At 59.4% G+C, this 19,258-nt stretch carries 20 protein-coding genes and 2 pseudogenes; 7 read left to right on the top strand and 15 right to left on the bottom strand.

What is annotated here, in order from left to right:
• The first annotated feature begins 36 nt into the window (after window positions 1-36).
• Window positions 37-372 (top strand): metalloregulator ArsR/SmtB family transcription factor, encoded by a 336-nt coding sequence (locus tag ACOERD_RS00970; RefSeq protein ID WP_170641466.1) that lies wholly within the window; start codon window positions 37-39, stop codon window positions 370-372.
• 1 nt (window position 373) lies between these two features.
• Here ACOERD_RS00970 and ACOERD_RS00965 read toward each other — a convergent pair whose 3' ends face one another.
• The 3 genes and pseudogenes from ACOERD_RS00965 to ACOERD_RS00955 form a co-directional block, all read right to left on the bottom strand.
• Window positions 374-787: a universal stress protein gene (locus ACOERD_RS00965; RefSeq protein ID WP_419737733.1), complete on the bottom strand. Its 414-nt coding sequence runs from the start codon at window positions 785-787 to the stop codon at window positions 374-376.
• A gap of 85 nt (window positions 788-872) precedes the next feature.
• A complete protein-coding gene (locus ACOERD_RS00960; protein ID WP_419737732.1) occupies window positions 873-1,148 on the bottom strand; it encodes a hypothetical protein in 276 nt (91 codons plus the stop codon).
• A gap of 59 nt (window positions 1,149-1,207) precedes the next feature.
• Window positions 1,208-1,792 (bottom strand): annotated as a pseudogene (locus ACOERD_RS00955) (EamA family transporter); the annotation flags it as partial.
• A 118-nt stretch (window positions 1,793-1,910) separates the two neighbouring features.
• Between ACOERD_RS00955 and istA the strand changes: the two are divergent.
• From istA to ACOERD_RS00940, 3 genes and pseudogenes are all read left to right on the top strand, one after another.
• On the top strand, window positions 1,911-3,419 hold the full coding sequence (istA, locus tag ACOERD_RS00950; protein ID WP_419737605.1) for an IS21 family transposase: 1,509 nt from the start codon (window positions 1,911-1,913) through the stop codon (window positions 3,417-3,419).
• Window positions 3,406-4,137: pseudogene (gene istB, locus ACOERD_RS00945) on the top strand (IS21-like element helper ATPase IstB). Before istA ends, istB begins: the two are co-directional and overlap by 14 nt.
• 684 nt (window positions 4,138-4,821) lie before the next feature.
• The gene (locus ACOERD_RS00940; protein WP_419737812.1) at window positions 4,822-5,328 is read left to right on the top strand and encodes a GNAT family N-acetyltransferase; all 507 of its coding nucleotides are present in this window, start codon (window positions 4,822-4,824) and stop codon (window positions 5,326-5,328) included.
• A gap of 74 nt (window positions 5,329-5,402) precedes the next feature.
• Here the strand turns inward: ACOERD_RS00940 and ACOERD_RS00935 are convergent, their stop codons facing one another.
• The gene (locus ACOERD_RS00935; protein ID WP_419737731.1) at window positions 5,403-6,302 is read right to left on the bottom strand and encodes a histone deacetylase; all 900 of its coding nucleotides are present in this window, start codon (window positions 6,300-6,302) and stop codon (window positions 5,403-5,405) included.
• A gap of 224 nt (window positions 6,303-6,526) precedes the next feature.
• Entirely contained in the window at window positions 6,527-6,787 is a 261-nt protein-coding gene (locus ACOERD_RS00930) for an LCCL domain-containing protein (RefSeq protein WP_419737811.1), read from the bottom strand.
• A 456-nt stretch (window positions 6,788-7,243) separates the two neighbouring features.
• Here ACOERD_RS00930 and ACOERD_RS00925 point away from each other — a divergent pair, with 456 nt between their 5' ends.
• Window positions 7,244-9,055: a Hint domain-containing protein gene (locus ACOERD_RS00925; protein ID WP_419737730.1), complete on the top strand. Its 1,812-nt coding sequence runs from the start codon at window positions 7,244-7,246 to the stop codon at window positions 9,053-9,055.
• Window positions 9,056-9,345: 290 nt separating this feature from the next.
• Window positions 9,346-9,825: a PAQR family membrane homeostasis protein TrhA gene (gene trhA / locus ACOERD_RS00920; protein ID WP_419737729.1), complete on the top strand. Its 480-nt coding sequence runs from the start codon at window positions 9,346-9,348 to the stop codon at window positions 9,823-9,825.
• Window positions 9,826-10,159: 334 nt separating this feature from the next.
• Here the strand turns inward: trhA and ACOERD_RS00915 are convergent, their stop codons facing one another.
• The 10 genes from ACOERD_RS00915 to ACOERD_RS00870 form a co-directional block, all read right to left on the bottom strand.
• Entirely contained in the window at window positions 10,160-10,630 is a 471-nt protein-coding gene (locus ACOERD_RS00915) for a hypothetical protein (protein WP_419737728.1), read from the bottom strand.
• A complete protein-coding gene (locus ACOERD_RS00910) occupies window positions 10,615-11,841 on the bottom strand; it encodes a phage minor head protein (RefSeq protein WP_419737727.1) in 1,227 nt (408 codons plus the stop codon). The genes ACOERD_RS00915 and ACOERD_RS00910 overlap by 16 nt, the downstream gene beginning before the upstream one ends.
• A 172-nt stretch (window positions 11,842-12,013) precedes the next feature.
• Window positions 12,014-13,585: a phage portal protein family protein gene (locus ACOERD_RS00905; RefSeq protein ID WP_419737726.1), complete on the bottom strand. Its 1,572-nt coding sequence runs from the start codon at window positions 13,583-13,585 to the stop codon at window positions 12,014-12,016.
• Window positions 13,586-13,588: 3 nt separating this feature from the next.
• The gene (locus ACOERD_RS00900) at window positions 13,589-15,010 is read right to left on the bottom strand and encodes a hypothetical protein (protein WP_419737725.1); all 1,422 of its coding nucleotides are present in this window, start codon (window positions 15,008-15,010) and stop codon (window positions 13,589-13,591) included.
• Complete coding sequence (locus tag ACOERD_RS00895) at window positions 15,007-15,576, bottom strand: phage protein Gp27 family protein (protein ID WP_419737724.1); 570 nt, start codon at window positions 15,574-15,576, stop codon at window positions 15,007-15,009. The genes ACOERD_RS00900 and ACOERD_RS00895 overlap by 4 nt, the downstream gene beginning before the upstream one ends.
• Before the next feature lies 1 nt (window position 15,577).
• The gene (locus tag ACOERD_RS00890; RefSeq protein WP_419737723.1) at window positions 15,578-15,877 is read right to left on the bottom strand and encodes a hypothetical protein; all 300 of its coding nucleotides are present in this window, start codon (window positions 15,875-15,877) and stop codon (window positions 15,578-15,580) included.
• Window positions 15,874-16,302 carry a DUF2730 family protein gene (locus tag ACOERD_RS00885; RefSeq protein ID WP_419737722.1) on the bottom strand — a complete coding sequence of 143 codons (429 nt, stop codon included), beginning with the start codon at window positions 16,300-16,302 and terminating at the stop codon, window positions 15,874-15,876. Before ACOERD_RS00885 ends, ACOERD_RS00890 begins: the two co-directional genes overlap by 4 nt.
• Window positions 16,303-16,351: 49 nt before the next feature.
• Window positions 16,352-16,606, bottom strand: coding sequence for a hypothetical protein (locus tag ACOERD_RS00880; protein WP_419737721.1), 255 nt, complete (start codon window positions 16,604-16,606; stop codon window positions 16,352-16,354).
• Entirely contained in the window at window positions 16,596-16,877 is a 282-nt protein-coding gene (locus ACOERD_RS00875) for a hypothetical protein (protein WP_419737720.1), read from the bottom strand. The genes ACOERD_RS00880 and ACOERD_RS00875 overlap by 11 nt, the downstream gene beginning before the upstream one ends.
• Window positions 16,878-17,396 carry a hypothetical protein gene (locus tag ACOERD_RS00870; protein WP_419737719.1) on the bottom strand — a complete coding sequence of 173 codons (519 nt, stop codon included), beginning with the start codon at window positions 17,394-17,396 and terminating at the stop codon, window positions 16,878-16,880.
• Between ACOERD_RS00870 and ACOERD_RS00865 the strand changes: the two genes are divergently transcribed.
• Entirely contained in the window at window positions 17,389-19,131 is a 1,743-nt protein-coding gene (locus ACOERD_RS00865) for an IS1634 family transposase (protein ID WP_419737624.1), read from the top strand. The two genes, ACOERD_RS00870 and ACOERD_RS00865, sit on opposite strands and share 8 nt — an antisense overlap.
• The last annotated feature ends 127 nt before the right edge of the window (window positions 19,132-19,258 follow it).

Raw genomic sequence — 19,258 nt, 5'->3', positions numbered from 1 at the left:
ATTGTCAAACCGGTTCCTGCGTATTAGGAACGTGCCATGTCTAGCGATCTTGATACTGTTTTTGCCGCTTTGGCCGATCCAACCCGCCGCACCATCCTTGCGATGCTGCTGGAGGATGACATGGCCGTCACCGATGTGGCCGAACCGTTCGAGATGTCGCTGGCCGCGATCTCGAAACATCTGGTTATCCTGACCCGCGCCGGGCTGATCAGCCAGGAAAAACGTGGGCGGGTGAAATGGTGCAAGTTGGAGCCGGACGCCCTGCGCGCAGCCTCGGTCTGGATGCAGGGCTTCGGGCAGTTCGAACCCGTCAATCTGGACGCGTTCGAACGGTTTTTGGAAGTCGAGCTACCGTCGGGAGACGACCCCTAAGTCATCTGACCACGAAGACCGACATTTTTGAATGCTGCGCCAGTTTCCCGGCGTGGCTCGTGAAGATGTAGTCTGTGATCCGCGGGGCGTGTGTGCCAACAACGATCAGATCCGCGCCAATCTCTTCGGCGGCTTTCGCAAGATCCCCGTCCACTTCGGCGGCCACGTCGACGGAGTGGATATTGCGCGTCTCAACCTCGGTGCCAATCAGTTTGCCGATCTCGTCTGCCAGCGCGGATAGGCTTTCGGCAATCGCCTCATCCGTTTGCAAGGCTTCACCAGGCTGCATACCCGTCACGCTGACGAGGGTAACCTTGGCGCTCTGCCATTTGGCGATTTCAGTCGCGACTGCAGTTGCCTTCTGGACCTCAGGCGGCATATGCAAGTCGACAGGGATCATGATGTGATTGTACATGAATTCCTCCTCTCTCCAGTTTTGAGATTAGAGGACACCGCAATTTAGGGCCTTGATCTGGCTCAACCCCTTCAAAAGGGCCGGTTTACCCCTCCTGACTGTATTCTACGTCGGTGATCACACCGGTCGCATCGGCCCGGCAAATCCAGGGCGCTTCAGCACCCGCCACAGAGACGCTCACGAGTGTTCCTGTTGCCTCTGACTGCGTTGAGGTCGCTTGGACATCACCAGATGCCACCCCAGTTTCCGCCGAGACCAGCGCCTCACAACTGGCCTGCAGATCTGATCCCTTCTGGTCAGAGACGGTCGGGGCACAGGCACAGAGGAAAAGGGCCGTTCCAATCACGAAAACTCGGGTCATTTTTGCGTTCCTTTCGTGCAATTGTCGAATTCTGCCACAGCTGGGATCAAGCACAAGAGTCACTCCGGCGCTGTTTGCGGAGCGGGCGCTTCGTCTTTCAAGAGCATGAGAAGCGCGAGGATGGTCAGCCCGACCCCGCCCAGAATAAGGCCCGTCGGGATGCCGTTGCCCAGCGCGATCTCCCACAGGATCACCCAGCTTGGGACGAGATAAGTATACGCCATCACTTTGGCCGAGGGCAGGCGCAAAGCTGCGAACTGCACCAGCACGAAACTGACAGCTGTTGCAAAGAAGGACAGGTAGAACAGGCCCAGCCAAACGATACCCGGAAGGTTGGCCCAGTCGGTTGCAAGGATATCGCGCCAGCCAAAGCCGGTCAGCAACAGGCACCCTGCGACGAGCGTGCCGAAGGTGAACACTACGGCCGGCTCGCCCCGGTTCAGTTTGCGCACCATCGGGGTGTAGATCGCATGGGCAACGCAGCCCCAGAAATAGATGATCTCGCCCCCTCCGATCGAGAAGGCCCGGAACGCCTGCCAATCAGCGCGAAAAATCACCCAAAGCGCACCTGCCGCGCCGACCACCAAGGCCAATGCCATCCGGGGTGTTGTGACCTGACGCAACAGCGCCCACCCGGCGAAGGCGGTGTAGAAAAGCGTGCAATTTTGACCCCCTAAGCGGGGAAATCGGCGTCCAAATTTGACCCCTCCCTATGGTTGTAGACATCCTTTTCATTGAGCAGTCGATGGAGAGGCAAGCGGGATGATTTGCGTGGAAACTATTAGAAAAGTGCGTCGCTTACACCTGATCGAAAAAAAGAGCATCAAGGAAATTTGCCGTTCGCTCAATTTGAGCCGTGCAACGGTTCGAAAGATAATCCGATCGGGAGTGACGGAGTTCAAATATGAGCGCAAATCGCAGCCATACCCGGTGCTCGGGCCTTGGCGCGCGCGTCTGGATGAAACGCTTGAGGAGAACGAGGCGCTTCCGAAGAAACACCGCAAGCGGATGACCAAAATCTGGAAGGAACTCTCCGATGATGGTTTTGGCGGCGGGTATGACAGTGTTCGACGCTACACAAAGAATTGGCGCATTGCGCACGGCCGACAACAGGCGCAGGCGTTCATCCCGCTGATCTTTGATCCTGGGGAGGCGTACCAGTTCGACTGGAGTGTGGAGACGGTTTTGATGGACGGTGCACTCACGACCGTGAAGGTTGCCCATTTCAAACTTTGCCATAGCCGCATGCCATTCTCCATTGCCTATCCGCGCGAGACGCAGGAGATGGTCTTTGATGCCCACGACGAGGCCTTCAAATTCTTTGGTGGAGGCTGCATCAACGGGATCTACGATAACATGACGACCGCCGTCGATGCGATCCTGTCGGGCAAGGAAAGAAAGTTCAACAAGGCATTCTCCCGGATGTGTTCTCATCATCTGGTGAACCCGATCGCCTGTACGCGCGCGGCCGGTTGGGAGAAGGGTCAGGTTGAGAATCTGGTCAAGGAGAGCCGCGCCTATAGTTTTACACCGCGTCTGGAGGTGGCCGACTTCGATGAATTGAATGCCCGGCTGCAAAAAGACGCGATCAAACGCGCAAAAGAACTGCGGCATCCGGAAAACCTGGAGGTGACGGTCTGGGAGGAGTTCCAGCAGGAAAAGCCGCTGCTGACGCATCTGCAGAAGCCCTTCGTCGGGTTCCGTGAAAAGACGGTCGCCGTGAGCCGAACCTGCCTGATCAACTTCGAAAGAAACAAATACAGCGTTGAGGCAAGAGCTGTTGGACGTCAGGTCCAGTTGCAGGTCTACGCCACGCGGATTGTCCTGCGCCAAGACGGTGAGATTGTCGGAGAGCACGAACGGTGCTTCGGCCGAGGAAAAACGATCTTCAACCCTTGGCACTATGTGCCCGTCCTCAAGCGCAAGCCTGGCGCTCTGCGCAATGGAGCACCGTTCCGTGACTGGGACCTACCACCGGCAATGACGCAGATCTGGACCCATCTGCGGGGCACATCCGACGGAGACCGGCAACTTGCCGATATTCTTTTCGCTGCTTACCAGCACGACATTGATGTGGTCGAGGCTGCCTGCGAAGAAGCTCTAAAATCTGGCCTGCGCAAGGCCGATGCGATCCTGAACATTGTCTCTCGGCGCACCAATCCCCCGCCGCCAAAGGCGATTGAGCCGCCTGCCCACCTGCAGCTGAAAATGGCACCGATCGCGGATTGCGCTCGCTATGACAGGCTTGGAGGCTCCCATGCAACTGCGTAAGGAAATTCTCGAACTTGCCCGTCAACTGAAGTTGCCAGGCATCGTCAACTGCTTTGACGAAGTGATGCAGGCCGCAGCCAAAAACAACTGGCGGCCCCAACAGGTCGTGGCCGAACTCCTCACGGCCGAACTGGCCGAAAAGACTGCGCGCTCGATCCGGTATCAGATGGGTGCCGCAAAGTTCCCGGTCTGCAAGTCCTTACCTGAGTTCGACTTCACGGTCAGCCCCGTCAACGAGGAAGTCGTGCGCAATCTTCATGACGGCGATTTTATGGACCAGGCCAGGAATGGCGTGCTGGTCGGTGGAACCGGATCGGGCAAAACGCATCTCGCAACAGCGATCGGGGGCCACGCGGTCAATAACCGCCGGCGGGTCAGGTTCTTCAGCGCTGTGGATCTCGCGAACAAGCTGGAGGCTGAACATCGCGAAGGCAACGCCGGGCGGCTCAGCGAGTAGCTGATCCGCGTCGACCTCGTGATTATAGACGAACTCGGTTATCTGCCGTTCGCAGAGTCTGGTGGACGATTACTCTTCCATCTCATCAGCAAACTGTACGAGCGAACGTCTATTCTGCTAACAACCAACCTCGCATTTGCTGAATGGCCGAGTGTGTTCACAGATGCCAAAATGACCACTGCTCTCCTGGATCGACTGACACACCATTGCGATATCATCGAAACCGGGAACGAAAGCTGGCGAATTAACCACCGCGACTAACCTCGAAATCGGGGAATAAATTCAAAACAGACAGCAGGTCAAACCTTCAGTCGAGCTACGCTCTCTTTTCGGTTTGACCTGCTGTCCACCCCCTCCTGAATCAACCTAAACACGACCCCCTCAACGCCCCTCTTAGCTCCAAGGGGGGTCAAATTTGGACGCCGATGGGGGGTCATTATTCAATGCCGATTGACAGTTGGTCTTCTCATGCGAGAACAACGTAAGGAAAACAGAAGTCTTTTTAGGTCTCTAGAATACGGTGGAAGCAAACACGTGGTTTTGTCCTATGTTGCGATTGAGGTGCTCAATCGACAAGGAGCTTGGTCCGCAGAGTTTGGCGATCTGCACGCGGTCTCTATCCCGGTGCCCACTTCTCGGTTTGCAAAACAGAGATCAACCATCGAAAAAGCGCTTCTTGAAACGGCCGCCAATATCCAACTAGCTATCCGGTGAAAGTCCGCTTTTGCGTTCTCAGAATTACTTGCGGCATCTGCAGCAAACTTCCGCTCTGCGCCCTAAAAGACAAATTCTGTGCCCATTATCTAAGTCGTCTCTGGCTCCGAAGCAAACCTTCACTTAAATCCACCAATTGTTCACTTTGAGGACAATGCTGACGTTTCCCGTGAACTGGCTTTCAACCGAACAATCGCTTAGCCTTGTCGTTGATTTATTTACAGATTGACTATGGGCATGAGCAACCAAAATTTTCGTACCGCTTCACCAACGGATGCAACACGCTGCTTTGAAATTGAGACGCTAGCCTACGACGGCGACGAAGCAGCGACACATGAAAAGATTTCCAAGCGCATCGTTGAGTATCCGCAAGGTTTTTTGATCCTCGAAGTCGACAACCAGATCGTTGGCTTCATAAACAGCGGTTGCGCGTATGATGTTGAAATGTCCGACGAAGACTTCAAAGAACTCATCGGGCATGACCCAGCTGCTCAAAATGTCGTGATTATGTCAGTGGTAGTAGATCCGGCACATCAGGGCCTTGGGTTGTCCACCATGCTAATGTCTGAATTCGTTAAGCGTATGACTGACGCGAAAAAAGAAACCATCCATCTTATGTGCAAAGAACACCACGTCCCCCTCTATGAGAAGTTTGGCTATCGGTACACTCAGCCATCCGCATCTGATCACGGTGGGGTGCGGTGGCATGAAATGATGATGGACCTCCCTAGAGACTGAAATGGTAGGTTTGGGCTCTCTGTGGACCATCTAAACACAGTGAGCATGGCAAATCACTGAGATCATATCCGTCGTCAAAATCGGTGAAGCTTCTTTGCGACCCAGTAGGTATTGGCGTAAGCCGTGACGGACGCCTCAATGGGGTCGGCATAGCCGCCGCCGATTGCCATCGAGACCGGGATGCCGCGGCCTTTGCAGGCGTTCAGTACCGCCTGATCGCGTTGGATAAGGCCACTATGGGTCAGCGCCAGCCGCCCTAGCTTGTCTTCTGCCAGCGGATCAACGCCTGCCTGGTACAGAATGAGTTCGGGGCGAAATTCGAACACAGCCGGCAAGTGATCGGCTAAAGAGCGAAGGTAATCCTCGTCGCCGGTGCCATCCGGCAGGGCAACATCGAGATCCGCCGGAAACTTTCGGAACGGAAAATTCTTTTCGCCGTGCATCGAAAAGACGAAGACCGATGGGTTGGTAGCGAAAATGGCGGCGCTGCCATCGCCCTGATGGACATCAAGATCGATGATCGCGACCCTTTTGACTATGCCAGCCGCAAGTAGGTGGAGCGCCGCGACAGCCTGATCGTTGTAGACGCAATAGCCAGATCCAAAAGTCGGATGGGCGTGGTGCGTGCCGCCAGCGAGCTGCCCCGAAATACCGTACTCCTGAGCTGTCTCAGCAGCAGCAATTGCGCCACCGGCCGTGGCGCGAACCCGCCTCACGAGTTCCGGGCTCCACGGAAACCCAATCCGTTTCATGGCTTTTTCTTCCAGTTCCCCGTTTTCAAACTGCGCGACAAAACCGGCGGCGTGCGCGCGCAGTATTGATTCATCGCTGGCAGGCAAAGACTCCGCCAGCTGCGCCTCCTGAATAATACTGTCTTTCAGCAGTAGCGTATGGAGCATTCTGTACTTGTCCTGCGGAAACCGATGTCCGGAAGGCAGGGTAAGGGAGGATCTGTGGGGAGCGTAAAATCTCATGACTTAATTAAAGGGAAACTCAGACAATGCGCCAAAGCATAGCTGATCACCGAACAGATCTGCAACGTCCGCCGCCAATAGCAATGCGTTTCATGACGTGCGTAAATGTGCACTAAGGTGACAGTTGATATCTAATGCGAATGTCTGCTTTGCGGACAAATTGGACGCTTTCTGAATGAAGGCGTTGGATTGCGACTGAATTGAGACGGAATACTATTGGCGGCTTACTCGCCACTTATGGGCAAGACTACATAGCTGGGCAAGTCACTGCGATGCATGTCATTGCTGAACATACCGTTTTGCAAGCAACCAATATACTCCGCCTGAGGCTCTCTTTGCTCTATTCGAACCGGGCCTCCCTCACGCGTGGCAACTCCAGCATGTATTGCCGCCATGCATATATTGCTCCACCAAGCGTAAGTACCGCATCCTTGTACGTTAAACGGACGTATTCTCTGAGCTTCTTTGGTGCAGTTGCATTCCATGGGTAGTTTGGCTTCGCCGATATGGCCTGGACAGTTCGGCAGGTCCTCGACAGACATCGCGCTCGTCCCAGAACCGACGACCATCAGGCACGCGATTGTTAGATGGACGAACTCTCGGACATCGTACATGCGAAAGATCGTATCATAGACTGTCCCCAGTAGCAAAAAATCGCGTCAAATGGAACGTAACACATCGGGCCCAGGCTGGACGCTTGGCGAATTCCACCCAATGCCTGCAATGCGGACAAAGCTGACCTTCAACTCCAAGCATGGTGACTTCCGAGATGCGGACGAAGTACTCCTTTTCCTACCAAACAATTCTTAGCGACCAAGTTTTTACTTTCGCAATTGTGAATGCGTTGCGCAACACTCTGGAAGTTTGGTTCGTTGGCGGTCTTACCTGACGAATTCAAATGCTGTTTTATCTAAATACGTTATTTCTCCGAGAGGAAAATATTGGCGCTAAACGCTGGTGATATCGTATTTGTCGGTTGGGATGCCGACAACGAAAATGTCGCTTTTCTAACGACAGCGACAATTTCCGCCGGCGAAGTCATCTATTTTACTGACACAGAGTGGACCGGGACTGAGTTTGTTCCTGGCGAACAGGTCATTGAATGGACAGTAACAGAGGACATTCCGGCTGGTCAGGTTCTCACCATCGATATGACGCCTTTCTTTCAAGGTGGACCTGAAGCGGAAATAGTAGATGGCTCGTCACCCTCGGGAGATCCAGTCGGATCGGTTGAGTATCTCCGCGGCGGAGGCCTTTTGGCTCAAAGCAATGAGCAACTCTGGGCGGTACAGGGATCGTATGATGGTACAACGGTCGTTCCAGATCCCGACGGGTTCATCTCGGTCATTTCAAATGAAGACGTTGGTGTAGACGGAGGTCCAATCTTAGATGGGACAGGTCTGGACGCGACAAACGGAGCGGTGACGATCCCGGGGGATGAAGACTTTATGGTCTTTGACCCGACGACTGCCTTGAATGGAAACACATATACAGAACCTCCGGAAGTTCTTCGAGAGAATCTGCTGGAACTCATTGGGGACCCTGACAACTGGATCACTGACGATGGCGGAGGGAACCAAAATCCAGGCGGTGGTTTCACATATGACACTGGCGGTTCCGGTGCGCTTCCGACACCACTGGGCGCCAATCAAGTCACGACGCTGTACTTTACTGGTTCGCAGGTAGCATTTGTCGATGCGATTGATGACGTTGGTTCTGGTTCAACTCAACTGTCAACATCCTTTACTTTCGAAGCTACCGACTTGATCGAAATCGATATTGTAAGCGGCGATATACAAGGCCCTCCATTGGATGGCGAACTCGATTTTAATCAGATTATTTTTACACGTGTCTCCGTCTTTAGAGACGGAATTCAATACGACCTTGATGTGAACGACGGGTCGAAGATTAAGGAGACCGGCGGCCCCAACAGCGGTGCCAAGGAACAAGGCGACTCGTTTTTCACAACCAATGATGATGTTTCGCTGGACGATCCGGAATTTGGTTCGAGTATAAGTGGCACGCTAGCTTTCTCGATTGATGAAACATTCATTGATAGTGGCGGCAACCCAGTTGACCCGATTATAGCAAGGTCTCGTCCGGATTTGGACACCAACGGGGACGGCGATCTCGATAGCGGAACACCGTTTAACAACGAAAATTTCAATATTGGAACTGCGGTTTCTCCTCCGCCTATACCTTGTTTCGTTCGAGGTTCAACAATTGAAACTCGCGATGGACCTAGACCGGTAGAGGATTTGAAAGTTGGTGATTATGTTCTCACGCTTGACAACGGCTTACGGCAGATCCGTTGGATCGGCAAAGTCATGGTTCCCGCAATTGGAAAACTGGCCCCCATCGTTGTTGCTAAAGGGGCTCTAGGTAATTCTCAGGAGCTACGAGTTTCACCTGAACACAGAGTGCTGTTATCTGGTTGGAAAGCCGAACTATTGTTCGGGTTGGATGAAGCCCTTGTTGCTGCAAAACACCTTTGCAACGGGGACACGATCTATAGAAACCGTAGCGCCGAGCCGGTTGAGTATTTTCACCTGATGTTTGACCAGCATGAACTATTGCTTTCTTCAGGTGTTTGGTCGGAAAGCTACTATTTTGATCCTCATCGCGTCGAGTTAATTTCTACGCCAATGGAAGCGGAGTTAAGTCGTCTCTTTTCTGAACAGACGCATTCTGAGCGGCGAATGAAAGTCGCTCGTCCAACGTTAAAACGTTTCGAAGCAAAGGCTCTATTTTAGTTTTATTGCTAGCCAAAAGACAATTGACTGCTGTGGGCTCGATGCCGACTTTCTCTGCGACTTCCCTAGACTGGGTGAAAGAGCCAATATCGGTCATTAGCTAACTTTCGGTCCTTTGCTTGTGCAGCAGGTCGCAAACGTTTCATTCCAGGGTTTCACAGCCCGACGTCTGAAAACTACTTCGTGGACGATGCAGTCATTTGACGTAGCGCCTAGATCTGACGCGTCGGAACCATGGACACACCGCGTTTCTAGATGTAGCGCCAGACCTATCTTTGCCCGGAACCAAAATGACTGAAACGACGTATCCAAGCCCTGTCCAATCGCACCGCCATGCCGATATTGCCGTCCATGCGATCGGGCTGCTGGCGATCCTGACTGCCGGTGGGTTACTTCTCTTTAAGTCAATCCTGGGCCTCGAACCTAAACTGGTTCTTGCGGTCTCGGTTTACGTGCTTTGTGCGCTGTCATCCAATCTAGCATCCTTGGCCTATCACTTTTCCACATGGCACCAAGGGCGCACACTATTGCGTCGCATTGATCACGCCGCGATCTATCCAAGCATTTCGGGTACCTTCACACCTTTTTTCGTCTTGGCAGGTACGACATGGACGATGGCCTTACTGTGGATTTGTTGGGGGCTGACAGCTGTGGCCGTCTGGAACAAGATAACGAACGAAACGGTCAAGTCCCGATGGTCAACCGCATCCTATCTTGGGCTGGGCGCAATTGGGTTGAGTGCCCTACCTGATGTGCCCCGACAGAATTAATGCTCAATCGGGCCTATCCGGGCCTATCCGGGCCTATCTGGGATGAGGGGCGTTAAACCGCGCAGAATAAGGGGTTTTTCGGGTGCTTGAGGAGGCGTGACGATGAGGGCTCAAAATCGGGCTTGCGACAGTGATTTGCCTAATCTCGACCGCTCAGTGGTTCAGATCGCCGGAAAACGCTGGTTTTTTCTTCGCATTTCAGGGCCCGGAATCGGGCGGATTTTCCACGATCTGCGCAGGCCAGAACACCCGGATTGCGCCGATCGGTCAGAGCGCGTGGCATTGGCGTTTAACGGGGCTTTGAAGATGCGTTTAGGGCCTGTGTTGGGGCGGTTCAGGAACGGGCCCACCAGTTGGGTGGTTCGATCCCGAGGATGTCCCATTGCGGTGTCCAGGCCTTGCCCACGGCATCAGGCCATCCATGCCGGGCTGCGGCCTCTTCCTCAGGGGTATCAAGGCGGTCGATACCGTGACCCTCGACCCATGCGGTGATCTGCGCAATGGCCTCGCGCACGCAATCCCGCAATCGGTGAATCTCTGCGGGTTCGGGCAGGCCCGCACCCCAGGGGAACCGCAGGCCGTTTCTGACAGCCCCGATGGAGCATCTCAGTTCCACGGCGAATCCGGCGCCGCAGGTCGGTTTGCCGGATTTGAGTGTTTGACGGAGCCAGTCCACGGACTGCCCTGGCTCATGATCGTAGAGGAAATCACCGAACATCCGATCATCGAGATCTTCGCGATCACGTGGATCGCACTCGGTGAGACCGTGCCTTTCGAGGTCTTCCCATGTCAGGAAACCAGCCATTCGAGAAGTCCTGCGATCAGTTGCTCCATGCGGTCTTCGCCAAAGCGCATCAGGTTGACGCGGCTGCCCCCGGCGATGGCGTGAGCATAGTTGACGTAGCCTGCGCGGTCCAGTGCGCTGGTGGCGGCATGGGAGGCCAGCCGCTGCATGGCGGGGGCGTTCATGTCGAGACCGGCCGCTTGCTCGTTGATGCGCAGCGTGGCCAGTTGCCAGAGGCGATTGGCGGTGTGGCCAAGCCCGGGGCGGGGATCGGTGGCGCGGAAGAGCGAGCCATCATGGCCCACGGCGACGACGCGCACGAGGCCGGGTCGCTTTTCCAGCTGCTCAAGATCAACAGATGACAGGGCTGCGGAATCGGGATGATTGTGCACGACGCCGATACGGCGGGCCGGGTCTCTCAATATGTCGAGCATCTCCGGAGACAAGTCGACCCGGTCTCGCGCGCCCTCCACCCATTCCACGGGTGCGGCATTGCCGCCACGCACGGGGGTGTCGGCGTCGAGATCGATGGCGGCGAGATGTTCCCTGCCGGTTCTGAGGCCGCGTGCGCGGGCTTCGTGGATCAGCCCCAGTTCGATGCCGCGCGCCACCGGGTCCAGGCCCTCGGCGATGGCATCATGGCGGCCCTGCTCGGCGAGGAATGTGGCCCCGGGGTTGGTCTCAAAGCCCGGCGTGATGCCCTTGGGAACCTCAAGGCTGCGCCCGGTGCGGGGATCGGTCAGGCTGCGGGTTTCCATTGGTGGCTCGGTGGCGACGGTCAGGCCCCGGCGTTCCAGCGCGCGGGCGGAGAGCTGGCGGGTGGTACAGGCGCAGAAATAGCCGTTGGGCGGGAAATGCGCGGCCCACCAGATATGATCGACCGGCACAACCAGCCCGTGGAAAGGCTGATGCGCCGCGCGGCGGCTGGCGCGCTGGAGCTGGATATATTCGAGATAGGGAAAGACCTCTTTGGTGCGCTGGATGCGCATCCAGCGTCCGGCGGCATATGCGGTGCGCAGGTTGGTGTCGAATATGACGGCAAGGCGGCGTTTCGAGCCAAGCTGTACGATGCGGGTCTCGCCGGTGAGCGGATCGGTCATGCTCTTGCGGCCCCACCATCCGGCGGCCTTGAGCTTTGGCTCCAGCGCCGCGCGGAACTGCTCCATGGTCCAGCCCCCGGCGATGGCCTCGTCCACGGCTTCGCGGATCGTGGCCAGCAGATCGTCCTGCATCGCCTTGGCGACCACGAAGCCGCGCGCATGGGAGGCGCCCCACCAGTCGCGCCAGGAATAGCGCCCTTCAGGCGGGGCGTAGCCCTTGGCGCGAAAGAACTCTATGGCTTCCCGGGGCTGAAGCGCTGTGGCGGTGGCCAGTGGCGTGAGATCGATCGGGTCAGCCATGGGGTCACGCCTCCGGATCGCTTTCGGGCATCACCGGCGCATCGGCGGTGCCTGCGAGCTGGGCTGCAAAATCAGCGCGCGCGTAAAGCCCGGCCAGCGCTTCGGCGGCTGGGTGGGTGGCCAGTTCCGCCAGCCGGTCGCGCAACGCTTGAAGCGTTTCCGCCTCATCCAGTGCGCCCTGAACGGGAATGAGCGTGGCAGCGGCGGCCTCTGCGGCAATATCGGGGCCGATGAGATGGCCGACCAGCCCGGTGATGGCATCACCCGGGGCGCCGCCGGGCGGCGCGGCAAACTCTGCGGTGGGATCAGACATGTCGGGCGGCCTGTCGGGCCGGGGGGCCGGCTCTTCCCAGACCCCACCATAGGTCTCTTCGATATAGCTGCGCGCGGGGCGCAGGCCGGAGGCCTGGGTGATGTAATAATCGCGTTTTGCGCGGATCTCGAGGTCCTCGGGTGGCGCGGTATCGCGGTAAAGCCGGGGCACGGCAGCCCCGGGAAAGTTCCAGTGGGTGAGCCATGTGGCCACGCTGGCGTGCAGGCATTCGGAAAGCCGATGTTCGTCACTGGCGATGAGGGCCTGAAGGGTTTCATTCTGGACCCTGGCTGTGCCCACATGCTGGCCGATCTCGGAGGTGGCGTGCTGGCCCACCACCGCTTCGGCGATCATGCGATCCAGAGCGGACAGCATGGAGCGGAAGTCTCCGCCCCCCGAGCCTCTACCACCGGCTCCACCGCCGGAACCGGCGGCGGCCAGCGTTTCCACCGACTGGCCCTCGGGCAGCGCGATGCAGCTGGCTGTCACCGCCTGTCCCATGATTGCCAGCAGCGCATCGATCTCCGGTTGCAGCGCATCCTGTCTGTATTTGCCCACCAGCACCGGCGCCCCGAACTTCTCCAGCGCCACCGACCACATGCGCAGCACCTGCCGCTTGAGCCAGACCGGCCAGATGCACCAATGCGCGGCCCCCAGCCCGAAGGGTTGCCCGCCATGGCGCGGCGGGGTGCGGTGCAGGATGTATTTTGCTGGCGGCAGCGGGATCCCGGCCGGATGGCTCCGGGTGATCAGCAGCGGCTCGAGCGTGGTCCGGTCATGGCGGATGAGGCGCGGATCGCGACTGCGGATATCGACCAGCCGGACGCGGTGCCCCTCCACCGCCCAAAGGCATTCGGAGATCGCATAGCCATACCAGATCGCGTGCAGAAGCGCCCGGCTGACCCGGTTCATGTCGAGGCCGCCCAACTGCAAGCGCAGATCGTCGGCGGCCGCCACGTCCCGCGCGCGCGTGCCGCCGGGTTCGATCACCAGGGGGGCCGCCAGCAACCCGTCGATGCGCTGGCCCAGCACGGCGGTGGCCTTGCTGTCGGTCAGGGCGATCTCGGCGGCGTCCAGTCCGGCGTCATCGCCCGGGACACCGCCAAAGCCGCCCGGCCCGCCGGCCAGCGCGCTGCCCAGACCTTCCAGCCAGCCTGCGGTCTGACCCCAGATGCCGGTTCCGCCCAGCCGGGCGGTCTGGGCCGGTGCGGCCCGCTCTGCGGTATCGGGGCGCTTGGGGACATCACTGTCACGGGGATCCATGGCTTACCTCCAGCCAACAGGGCCCGCCAGCGGCGAGCGGATGATGTCGAGATCGGGATCGGCGCGGTAGCCCGCGCCCGGCCCGCCGCCCAGCCCGGCGGAGCTGAGTTGCGGACCCGGCCGCATCTCGAAGGGCCCTGCCACCGAGGCGGCTCCGAAGGCCGCGAGCGCCAGGGCCCAGAAGCGATCGGCATGCCCGTCACTGTCCTTGCGGTCGGCAACAAGGCGCGGCGCCCCGGAGACCGAGGGTTCGGCGCGCACGGAATGCAGATCATCCCAGAGCGCGGGATCGGCGGGAATGCGAATGCGGCGATCCTCGAAGGCCTCGCGCAGGGCGCCGGCCACATCGAGCTTGCGGGCCGCCGACAGCAGCACCCCTTCCACGGTGAGCGCGCCATGGTCTTCCTGGTACTGCTCGACCACCGCCTCGCCCATGCCGGTCTGATCGACCAGGATGCGCAAGGGGCGGTGCGCGCGCGCAAGACGGCGCATTTCGGCGCGCTGTTCGGCAAAGGTTTTGTTGTCCAGTGTGACAATCTCGCGCAGCCAGAGCGTGCCCCCATCATCTTCCAGCACGGCGGCCACCCAGAGGTCGCGACGGCGCGCCACATCAACACCGATATAGCAGGGACCGGAGCCGCGATGGTCGGGGTTTCCGGCGCGCGCATCCCGTGAGGCGGCGCGGATGAGATCATAAAGCAGCCAGGCCCCGCCACCCGCCGAGGGCACGCAGTCGAGCTCTTCCGGCCCGTGGCGGCCATATTGGGCGCGGATGGCGGCCTCCCAGGCGGTTTCGGCCGGCTGCGTGAGCGGTTGATCGGTAAGCTGTGCAATCCGCCCATAGAGCCCCTGAGCGAGCGCGTCACGCAGTGTCACCCGGTGGAGCGTACCCGGCTGGCGAGCCTCCCGGATATCACGCACCAGCGTGTTGAACGGGTTGGCCTCGCCGTTATGGGTGGAGATGATCCGCACCCGGCCGCCCCAGGTCAGAAACGCAAGCGCCGCTTTCAGCACCGCGTCGAGCGTGTCGACAAAGGCGGCCTCATCGATCACCGCCACATCGCCCGGACGGCCCTTGCCCCGAAACCCGCGTGGGGAAGAGGTCATGGCGAGGATCTGTTTGCCCGAGGCCAGCGCGATCCGGAAGGCCTGGATGTCGCGGCCCTCATCATGGATCAGAACCTCGCCGGCCGCCCCGGCCGCGATGTCGAGGTCCTCGGCCCAGCCCGCGCAATCGTCGATGAAGCCGCGCGTCATGTCGCGTGCGTAGCTCTGATAGTAGATATCGCCCCGGCCCGTGCCTGCATGCATCACCGCGTGATAGGCCTCGGCCCAGCTGATCCCGATGCGGCGGGACTTCTCGATCACGGCCAGCGGGGCGGGGTCCCCCACCCAGGCCGATTGATAGGGCAGAAGGGTCCTCATGCATCACCACCCTCGACCGCCTGCCGGATCAGGGCGGCAACATCCGGGCTGAGACCGGCCCCGCGCGCGGCCGCCCCGGCCCGTTCTCCCCCGGCGCGGCGCTCGGCCTCGGCCAGGCGTTTGCGTTCCTTGTCGGCCATTGCCTCGCGCAAGCCCGATGAGCTCATGACATCCTTCATCATCCGGCCCAGGAAATGCAGATCACGCGGATCGATCTCCCCGGCCTCCCGGGTCATCTGCGCTTTCATCACCTTGAAGGCCACGGTGGTGATCATCTCGAAGAGCACCGATTGGCGGCGGGCTTCCTCTTCCAGCCCGATCTCGTCCAGCCACCCCGCCGCCCAGCCGGTGGCCTCCTGCTGAAGGCGCGAGAACTCCCGGTGTTCCTGGCCGAACCGCTGCACCGTTGAGCGCCCGATCGTGACCAGCAGCCCCTTCTCGGCCAGGCGGTCATTGAGCGCGTCGGTGATCGTGTCATAGTCGGCAAACCCCTGCGCGGCGAGCTCTTCGCGCAGCCAGTCACGGATGGCCGAGGGCAGAAGATCGATCTTGCGCCGTCGCGGCATGTCACGGCCCCTTTGGTGCGGGCCGCCTCACGCCGGGATGGAGGGCCCGGCCTTGCGCGATATCCACGCCGCGCGCGGTGGCCGAGGCCAGAACGAAGCCCTCATGGTCCTCCAGCGTCACAAGCTCCTGTTCGCTGAGCCAGGCCAGCGTTGAGACCAGCCGGTCGCGCGAGGTGGTAATGCCCAGCCCATTGCAGACATCCATGAGGATCTCCGAGTTGGAGGCATATTCGAGACAGGCCGAAAGATGGGTGAGGATGGCCAGGCGGCGGTGGGCGTCCAGTGTTGCGGCATAGCTCATCTGCGGCTCTCTCCCAGAAGATGGTCCTCGATCCGGGTGATGGCGGCCGAAAGGGTGCCCACGGCCCTGGCATCGCGCTCCATGGCGGTGCGCAACTCCGAGACCGCGCCCGCCTGGCGTTCGATGGCAAGCTGCAGCGCGTGAATGTCCTCGCGGCTGGCCAGTCCGGCCACCGCGCCTTCCAGCCGCGTCAGCCGTTCGGCGTGGCGGTCGAGCCGGTCGGTGACATCTGCCCCGGGTTCGGATCGGGATGGGTGCGGGGAGGCGCTGCGCCGCAAAAGACCCAGCCGCTGCAGGGCCACCACGGCGCCGCCCAGAAGGCCCAGGATCGCAAGGAGCGCGGCAAAGCTCTGCCAGTCTTCAGGGGTGGGCATCATCAGCAGGCCTCCGGGAAAGATATGCGGGCAAAAGGGTCCTGCCCACATTAGCGGCTTTGCGCCACATCAGTCAGCGGACCATGGTCCGCTGCTCTGGTTATACCCGGGGCGGTGCGGGATCGTTGCAGACCGGACAGGGCACACCGCGCCGCACTTCACTGTCGGTCATGTCAAAAAGCCAGCCCGCCTCATGGCCGCAGCGGCCACATGTGAAATGCCCGCCCTTTGCGGTGCGCCAGCCGGGCATCAGGCCCGGAGCCTGCCCCCGGTCATCGGCATGCATCATCACGCGGCGCATCCGGGGTGGGGGCGTCAAACCCGGAAGCCAGGGCTGGCGGCGTTCAGTCTTCACTGTGAACCGCCCGCGCCGCCTCCAGCCACATCAGACAGGCCGCACCCAGATCGCCCCCGTGGGCGACGAGGCCGTAAAGCTGTATTTCCACGATGCCGCAGGCGAGCTGGGGGATTTCCACCTTTGCCCCGGTCTCGATGAGCGCCGTGGTTACCGCCTCGGTGATCGTCTCCACATCCTCCATCCCCGAAAGCCGCTCCAGAAGGGCGGTGCGGGCTGTGGTGCCGGGATCGGCGTTTTTGTCCTGTTCTTCCATATCCATATCCTTCATCTAGGTACATTCTCCCGCTTCCGCCTGGCACAGAGCGCCTTCGGTCTCAAATATCCAGTCCCCCTGGCGCGCCACGAAATCGGCCAGCTCCGCGCAGCTTCCATCCTTGCGCCAGTATGCGCCTGAGGGGGTGTTGCTGAGGCGCGAGGCCAGCGCTTCCATCTCTATCCACCAGGCAAAGCGGTCGGGGTCATCGCGGGCCAGGGCGGCGCGCACGGCCTCTGACTTGAGAAAGCAGCCATCGCAATTGCCCAGGGGTGTGCGCCCGTCCTCACCTGCCAGCGCCAGATCGAAAGGCTGCGCGGCCCAGAACGCGGCCACGTCGCGCCGGGCAATGCCGGCCCCGGCCAGCGGATACCAATTTTGCCATCTTTCCTGACTTCCGACCTTTTTGTTGATCTGACTGGGTTTTTGGTTTGTTTTCAGGTGTGGTTGCTCAGAGGCGCGTTGTAGTGCCCCATTATTATAAAAAGTATTGACATGGGCCTTCAGATGGCTAACCTCTTCGCCCATGTTCATCCGCACCAAACATGACGCAAAGCTCAACCGCACACGGATCCAGATCGTTGAATCCGTCCGCACCGGCTCCAAGGTACGCCAGAAGATCCTGCGCCATGTGGGTGTGGCCCATAACGACAGCGAGATTGAGGATATCAAGCGTCTGGCGGGCCGCTTGATGGAGCAATTACGCATTGATCGCTCGCCGCAAATGGAACTGTTCACGCCCACGGAATATGCCGATCTGCAGGCGCTGGTGCGCCGCGCTCCGCGGCCGGACAAGCTTGGCGTTGATCTTGCCGAGTGCCGTGAGGAGGCGCGGGTCTCTCTGGGTCTGCGGGATGTCATGGGGACGATGTATGACCAACTGGGTTGGGGGGCCCTTCTGGGGGCGGCGCGTAAAAGTGCCAATCGCATTGTGAAAGAGCTGGTTATGGCGCGGATCGCACAGCCCGAGAGCAAGCGCGCGACCGTGGAGGCGTTGGAGAACCAGGCAGGCATCACGCTCAATCTGGACGTGGTCTATCGGAGCATGGATTACATCAATACGCCGGTGATAGACGGGATTTGCAAAACCTCTCACGCGGCGGCAGAGAAGTTGCTGGGCGGGCCAGTGACCGTGCTGTTCTACGATTGCACGACCCTGGCCTTTGACACCGAGCGCGAGGACCCGGCCGAGGATGCGGACGGGGTCGAGCAGGATCATCTTCTGGCCAAGGGCTTCAGCAAGGATGGCAAGCATCACCGCGCTCAGGTCATGCTGGCGCTGATCGTCACCTCCGATGGGCTGCCTGTGGGCTATGAACTCTTCCCGGGAAACACCTGGGAAGGTCATACGCTGGAAGCTGCGCTGAAGGCGTTGGAGGGACGCTTCGACGTGGCCAGGGTCACGTTCGTGGCCGATGCCGCCATGCTCAGCAAGGACAACCAGCAGATGTTGCAGAACAAGGGTCTGCCCTACATCCTCGGCTATCGCATGAAGTCCGCCCCGGCCGCCGTGAAGGCGAACATTTTGAGCCCGGAGGGACGCCAGCCTTGGGCTGGACACGGTTCTGAAGAGGCAACCGAGAAGGGCTGGTACAAGGTGATCGACCAGGAGGGAGCGCGGGTCATTGTGACCTGGTCACCCACCCGGGCACGCAATGATGCCCACAAGCGCGACAAGGCAATCGAAAAGCTGCACAAGAAGCTCAAGCGCTCTCGCAAACCCGGCAGCTTCAGCAGCCGGGGATATGGCCGCTTCCTGGCCTTCCCCGACAGCGGGGACGTCACGCTGGATGATGCAAAGATCAAGGCAGCGGCACAATGGGACGGGCTGCATGCCATTGTTGTTCATGGTGCGGACGAACTGGAGGCACAGGACGTCATTGCCCGCTATCACCAGTTGTGGGAGATCGAAGCCTGCTTCCGCACCAACAAGCACGATCTGAAAATCCGGCCCATCTATCACTGGTCGCCGCGTCGGGTCCGGGCCCATATCGCCATCTGCTACATGGCCTTCTGCTGCCTGCAGCACCTGCGCAAGCATCTGGACCTGCTCGGACACCCGATGAGCCCGGCTCGTATCCGCAACGAGTTGAACGCATTGCAGCTCTCGATCCTGCGCCACAAAGGCACCCCTGACCGCTACGGCATGCCAAGCCATGCCACGGTCGATGCCAGACGCATCCTCACCTGCGTCGGCCTGACCTGGAACGAAGCCCCTTTCAAGATACCCCCCGGGCGCACCCGAAAAACTGGCCAGACCAAAGCCTGAGCTCCCTCAACACTCCGAAACAATCGCTGGCGAAAAAAGTCCGTGTAGTGCCTTTTGGCAACCAAGGCATAATAATATCAATGACTTATACGAAAAAATGTCGGAAGTCAGGAGGGCGGCGCGCACG

This window comes from Ruegeria sp., assembly GCF_965199275.1.
GTDB lineage: Bacteria > Pseudomonadota > Alphaproteobacteria > Rhodobacterales > Rhodobacteraceae > Ruegeria.
The sequence above is the reverse complement of the archived record's forward strand: the minus strand, read 5'-3'. Positions and strand labels throughout refer to the sequence as shown.

Excerpts from the sequence above, each read along its gene's own strand:
- ACOERD_RS00905 (WP_419737726.1), bottom strand. The coding sequence starts at position 13,585 with ATGGATCCCCGTGACAGTGATGTCCCCAAGCGCCCCGATACCGCAGAG.
- ACOERD_RS00935 (WP_419737731.1), bottom strand. The coding sequence starts at position 6,302 with ATGAGATTTTACGCTCCCCACAGATCCTCCCTTACCCTGCCTTCCGGA.
- ACOERD_RS00910 (WP_419737727.1), bottom strand. The coding sequence starts at position 11,841 with ATGCAGGACGATCTGCTGGCCACGATCCGCGAAGCCGTGGACGAGGCC.
- ACOERD_RS00865 (WP_419737624.1), top strand. The coding sequence starts at position 17,389 with ATGTTCATCCGCACCAAACATGACGCAAAGCTCAACCGCACACGGATC.
- ACOERD_RS00960 (WP_419737732.1), bottom strand. The coding sequence starts at position 1,148 with ATGACCCGAGTTTTCGTGATTGGAACGGCCCTTTTCCTCTGTGCCTGT.
- ACOERD_RS00900 (WP_419737725.1), bottom strand. The coding sequence starts at position 15,010 with ATGAGGACCCTTCTGCCCTATCAATCGGCCTGGGTGGGGGACCCCGCC.
- ACOERD_RS00965 (WP_419737733.1), bottom strand. The coding sequence starts at position 787 with ATGTACAATCACATCATGATCCCTGTCGACTTGCATATGCCGCCTGAG.
- trhA (WP_419737729.1), top strand. The coding sequence starts at position 9,346 with ATGACTGAAACGACGTATCCAAGCCCTGTCCAATCGCACCGCCATGCC.
- ACOERD_RS00875 (WP_419737720.1), bottom strand. The coding sequence starts at position 16,877 with ATGAAGGATATGGATATGGAAGAACAGGACAAAAACGCCGATCCCGGC.
- ACOERD_RS00870 (WP_419737719.1), bottom strand. The coding sequence starts at position 17,396 with ATGAACATGGGCGAAGAGGTTAGCCATCTGAAGGCCCATGTCAATACT.
- ACOERD_RS00885 (WP_419737722.1), bottom strand. The coding sequence starts at position 16,302 with ATGTGGGCAGGACCCTTTTGCCCGCATATCTTTCCCGGAGGCCTGCTG.
- ACOERD_RS00940 (WP_419737812.1), top strand. The coding sequence starts at position 4,822 with ATGGGCATGAGCAACCAAAATTTTCGTACCGCTTCACCAACGGATGCA.
- ACOERD_RS00930 (WP_419737811.1), bottom strand. The coding sequence starts at position 6,787 with ATGGAATGCAACTGCACCAAAGAAGCTCAGAGAATACGTCCGTTTAAC.
- ACOERD_RS00970 (WP_170641466.1), top strand. The coding sequence starts at position 37 with ATGTCTAGCGATCTTGATACTGTTTTTGCCGCTTTGGCCGATCCAACC.
- istA (WP_419737605.1), top strand. The coding sequence starts at position 1,911 with ATGATTTGCGTGGAAACTATTAGAAAAGTGCGTCGCTTACACCTGATC.
- ACOERD_RS00895 (WP_419737724.1), bottom strand. The coding sequence starts at position 15,576 with ATGCCGCGACGGCGCAAGATCGATCTTCTGCCCTCGGCCATCCGTGAC.
- ACOERD_RS00915 (WP_419737728.1), bottom strand. The coding sequence starts at position 10,630 with ATGGCTGGTTTCCTGACATGGGAAGACCTCGAAAGGCACGGTCTCACC.
- ACOERD_RS00890 (WP_419737723.1), bottom strand. The coding sequence starts at position 15,877 with ATGAGCTATGCCGCAACACTGGACGCCCACCGCCGCCTGGCCATCCTC.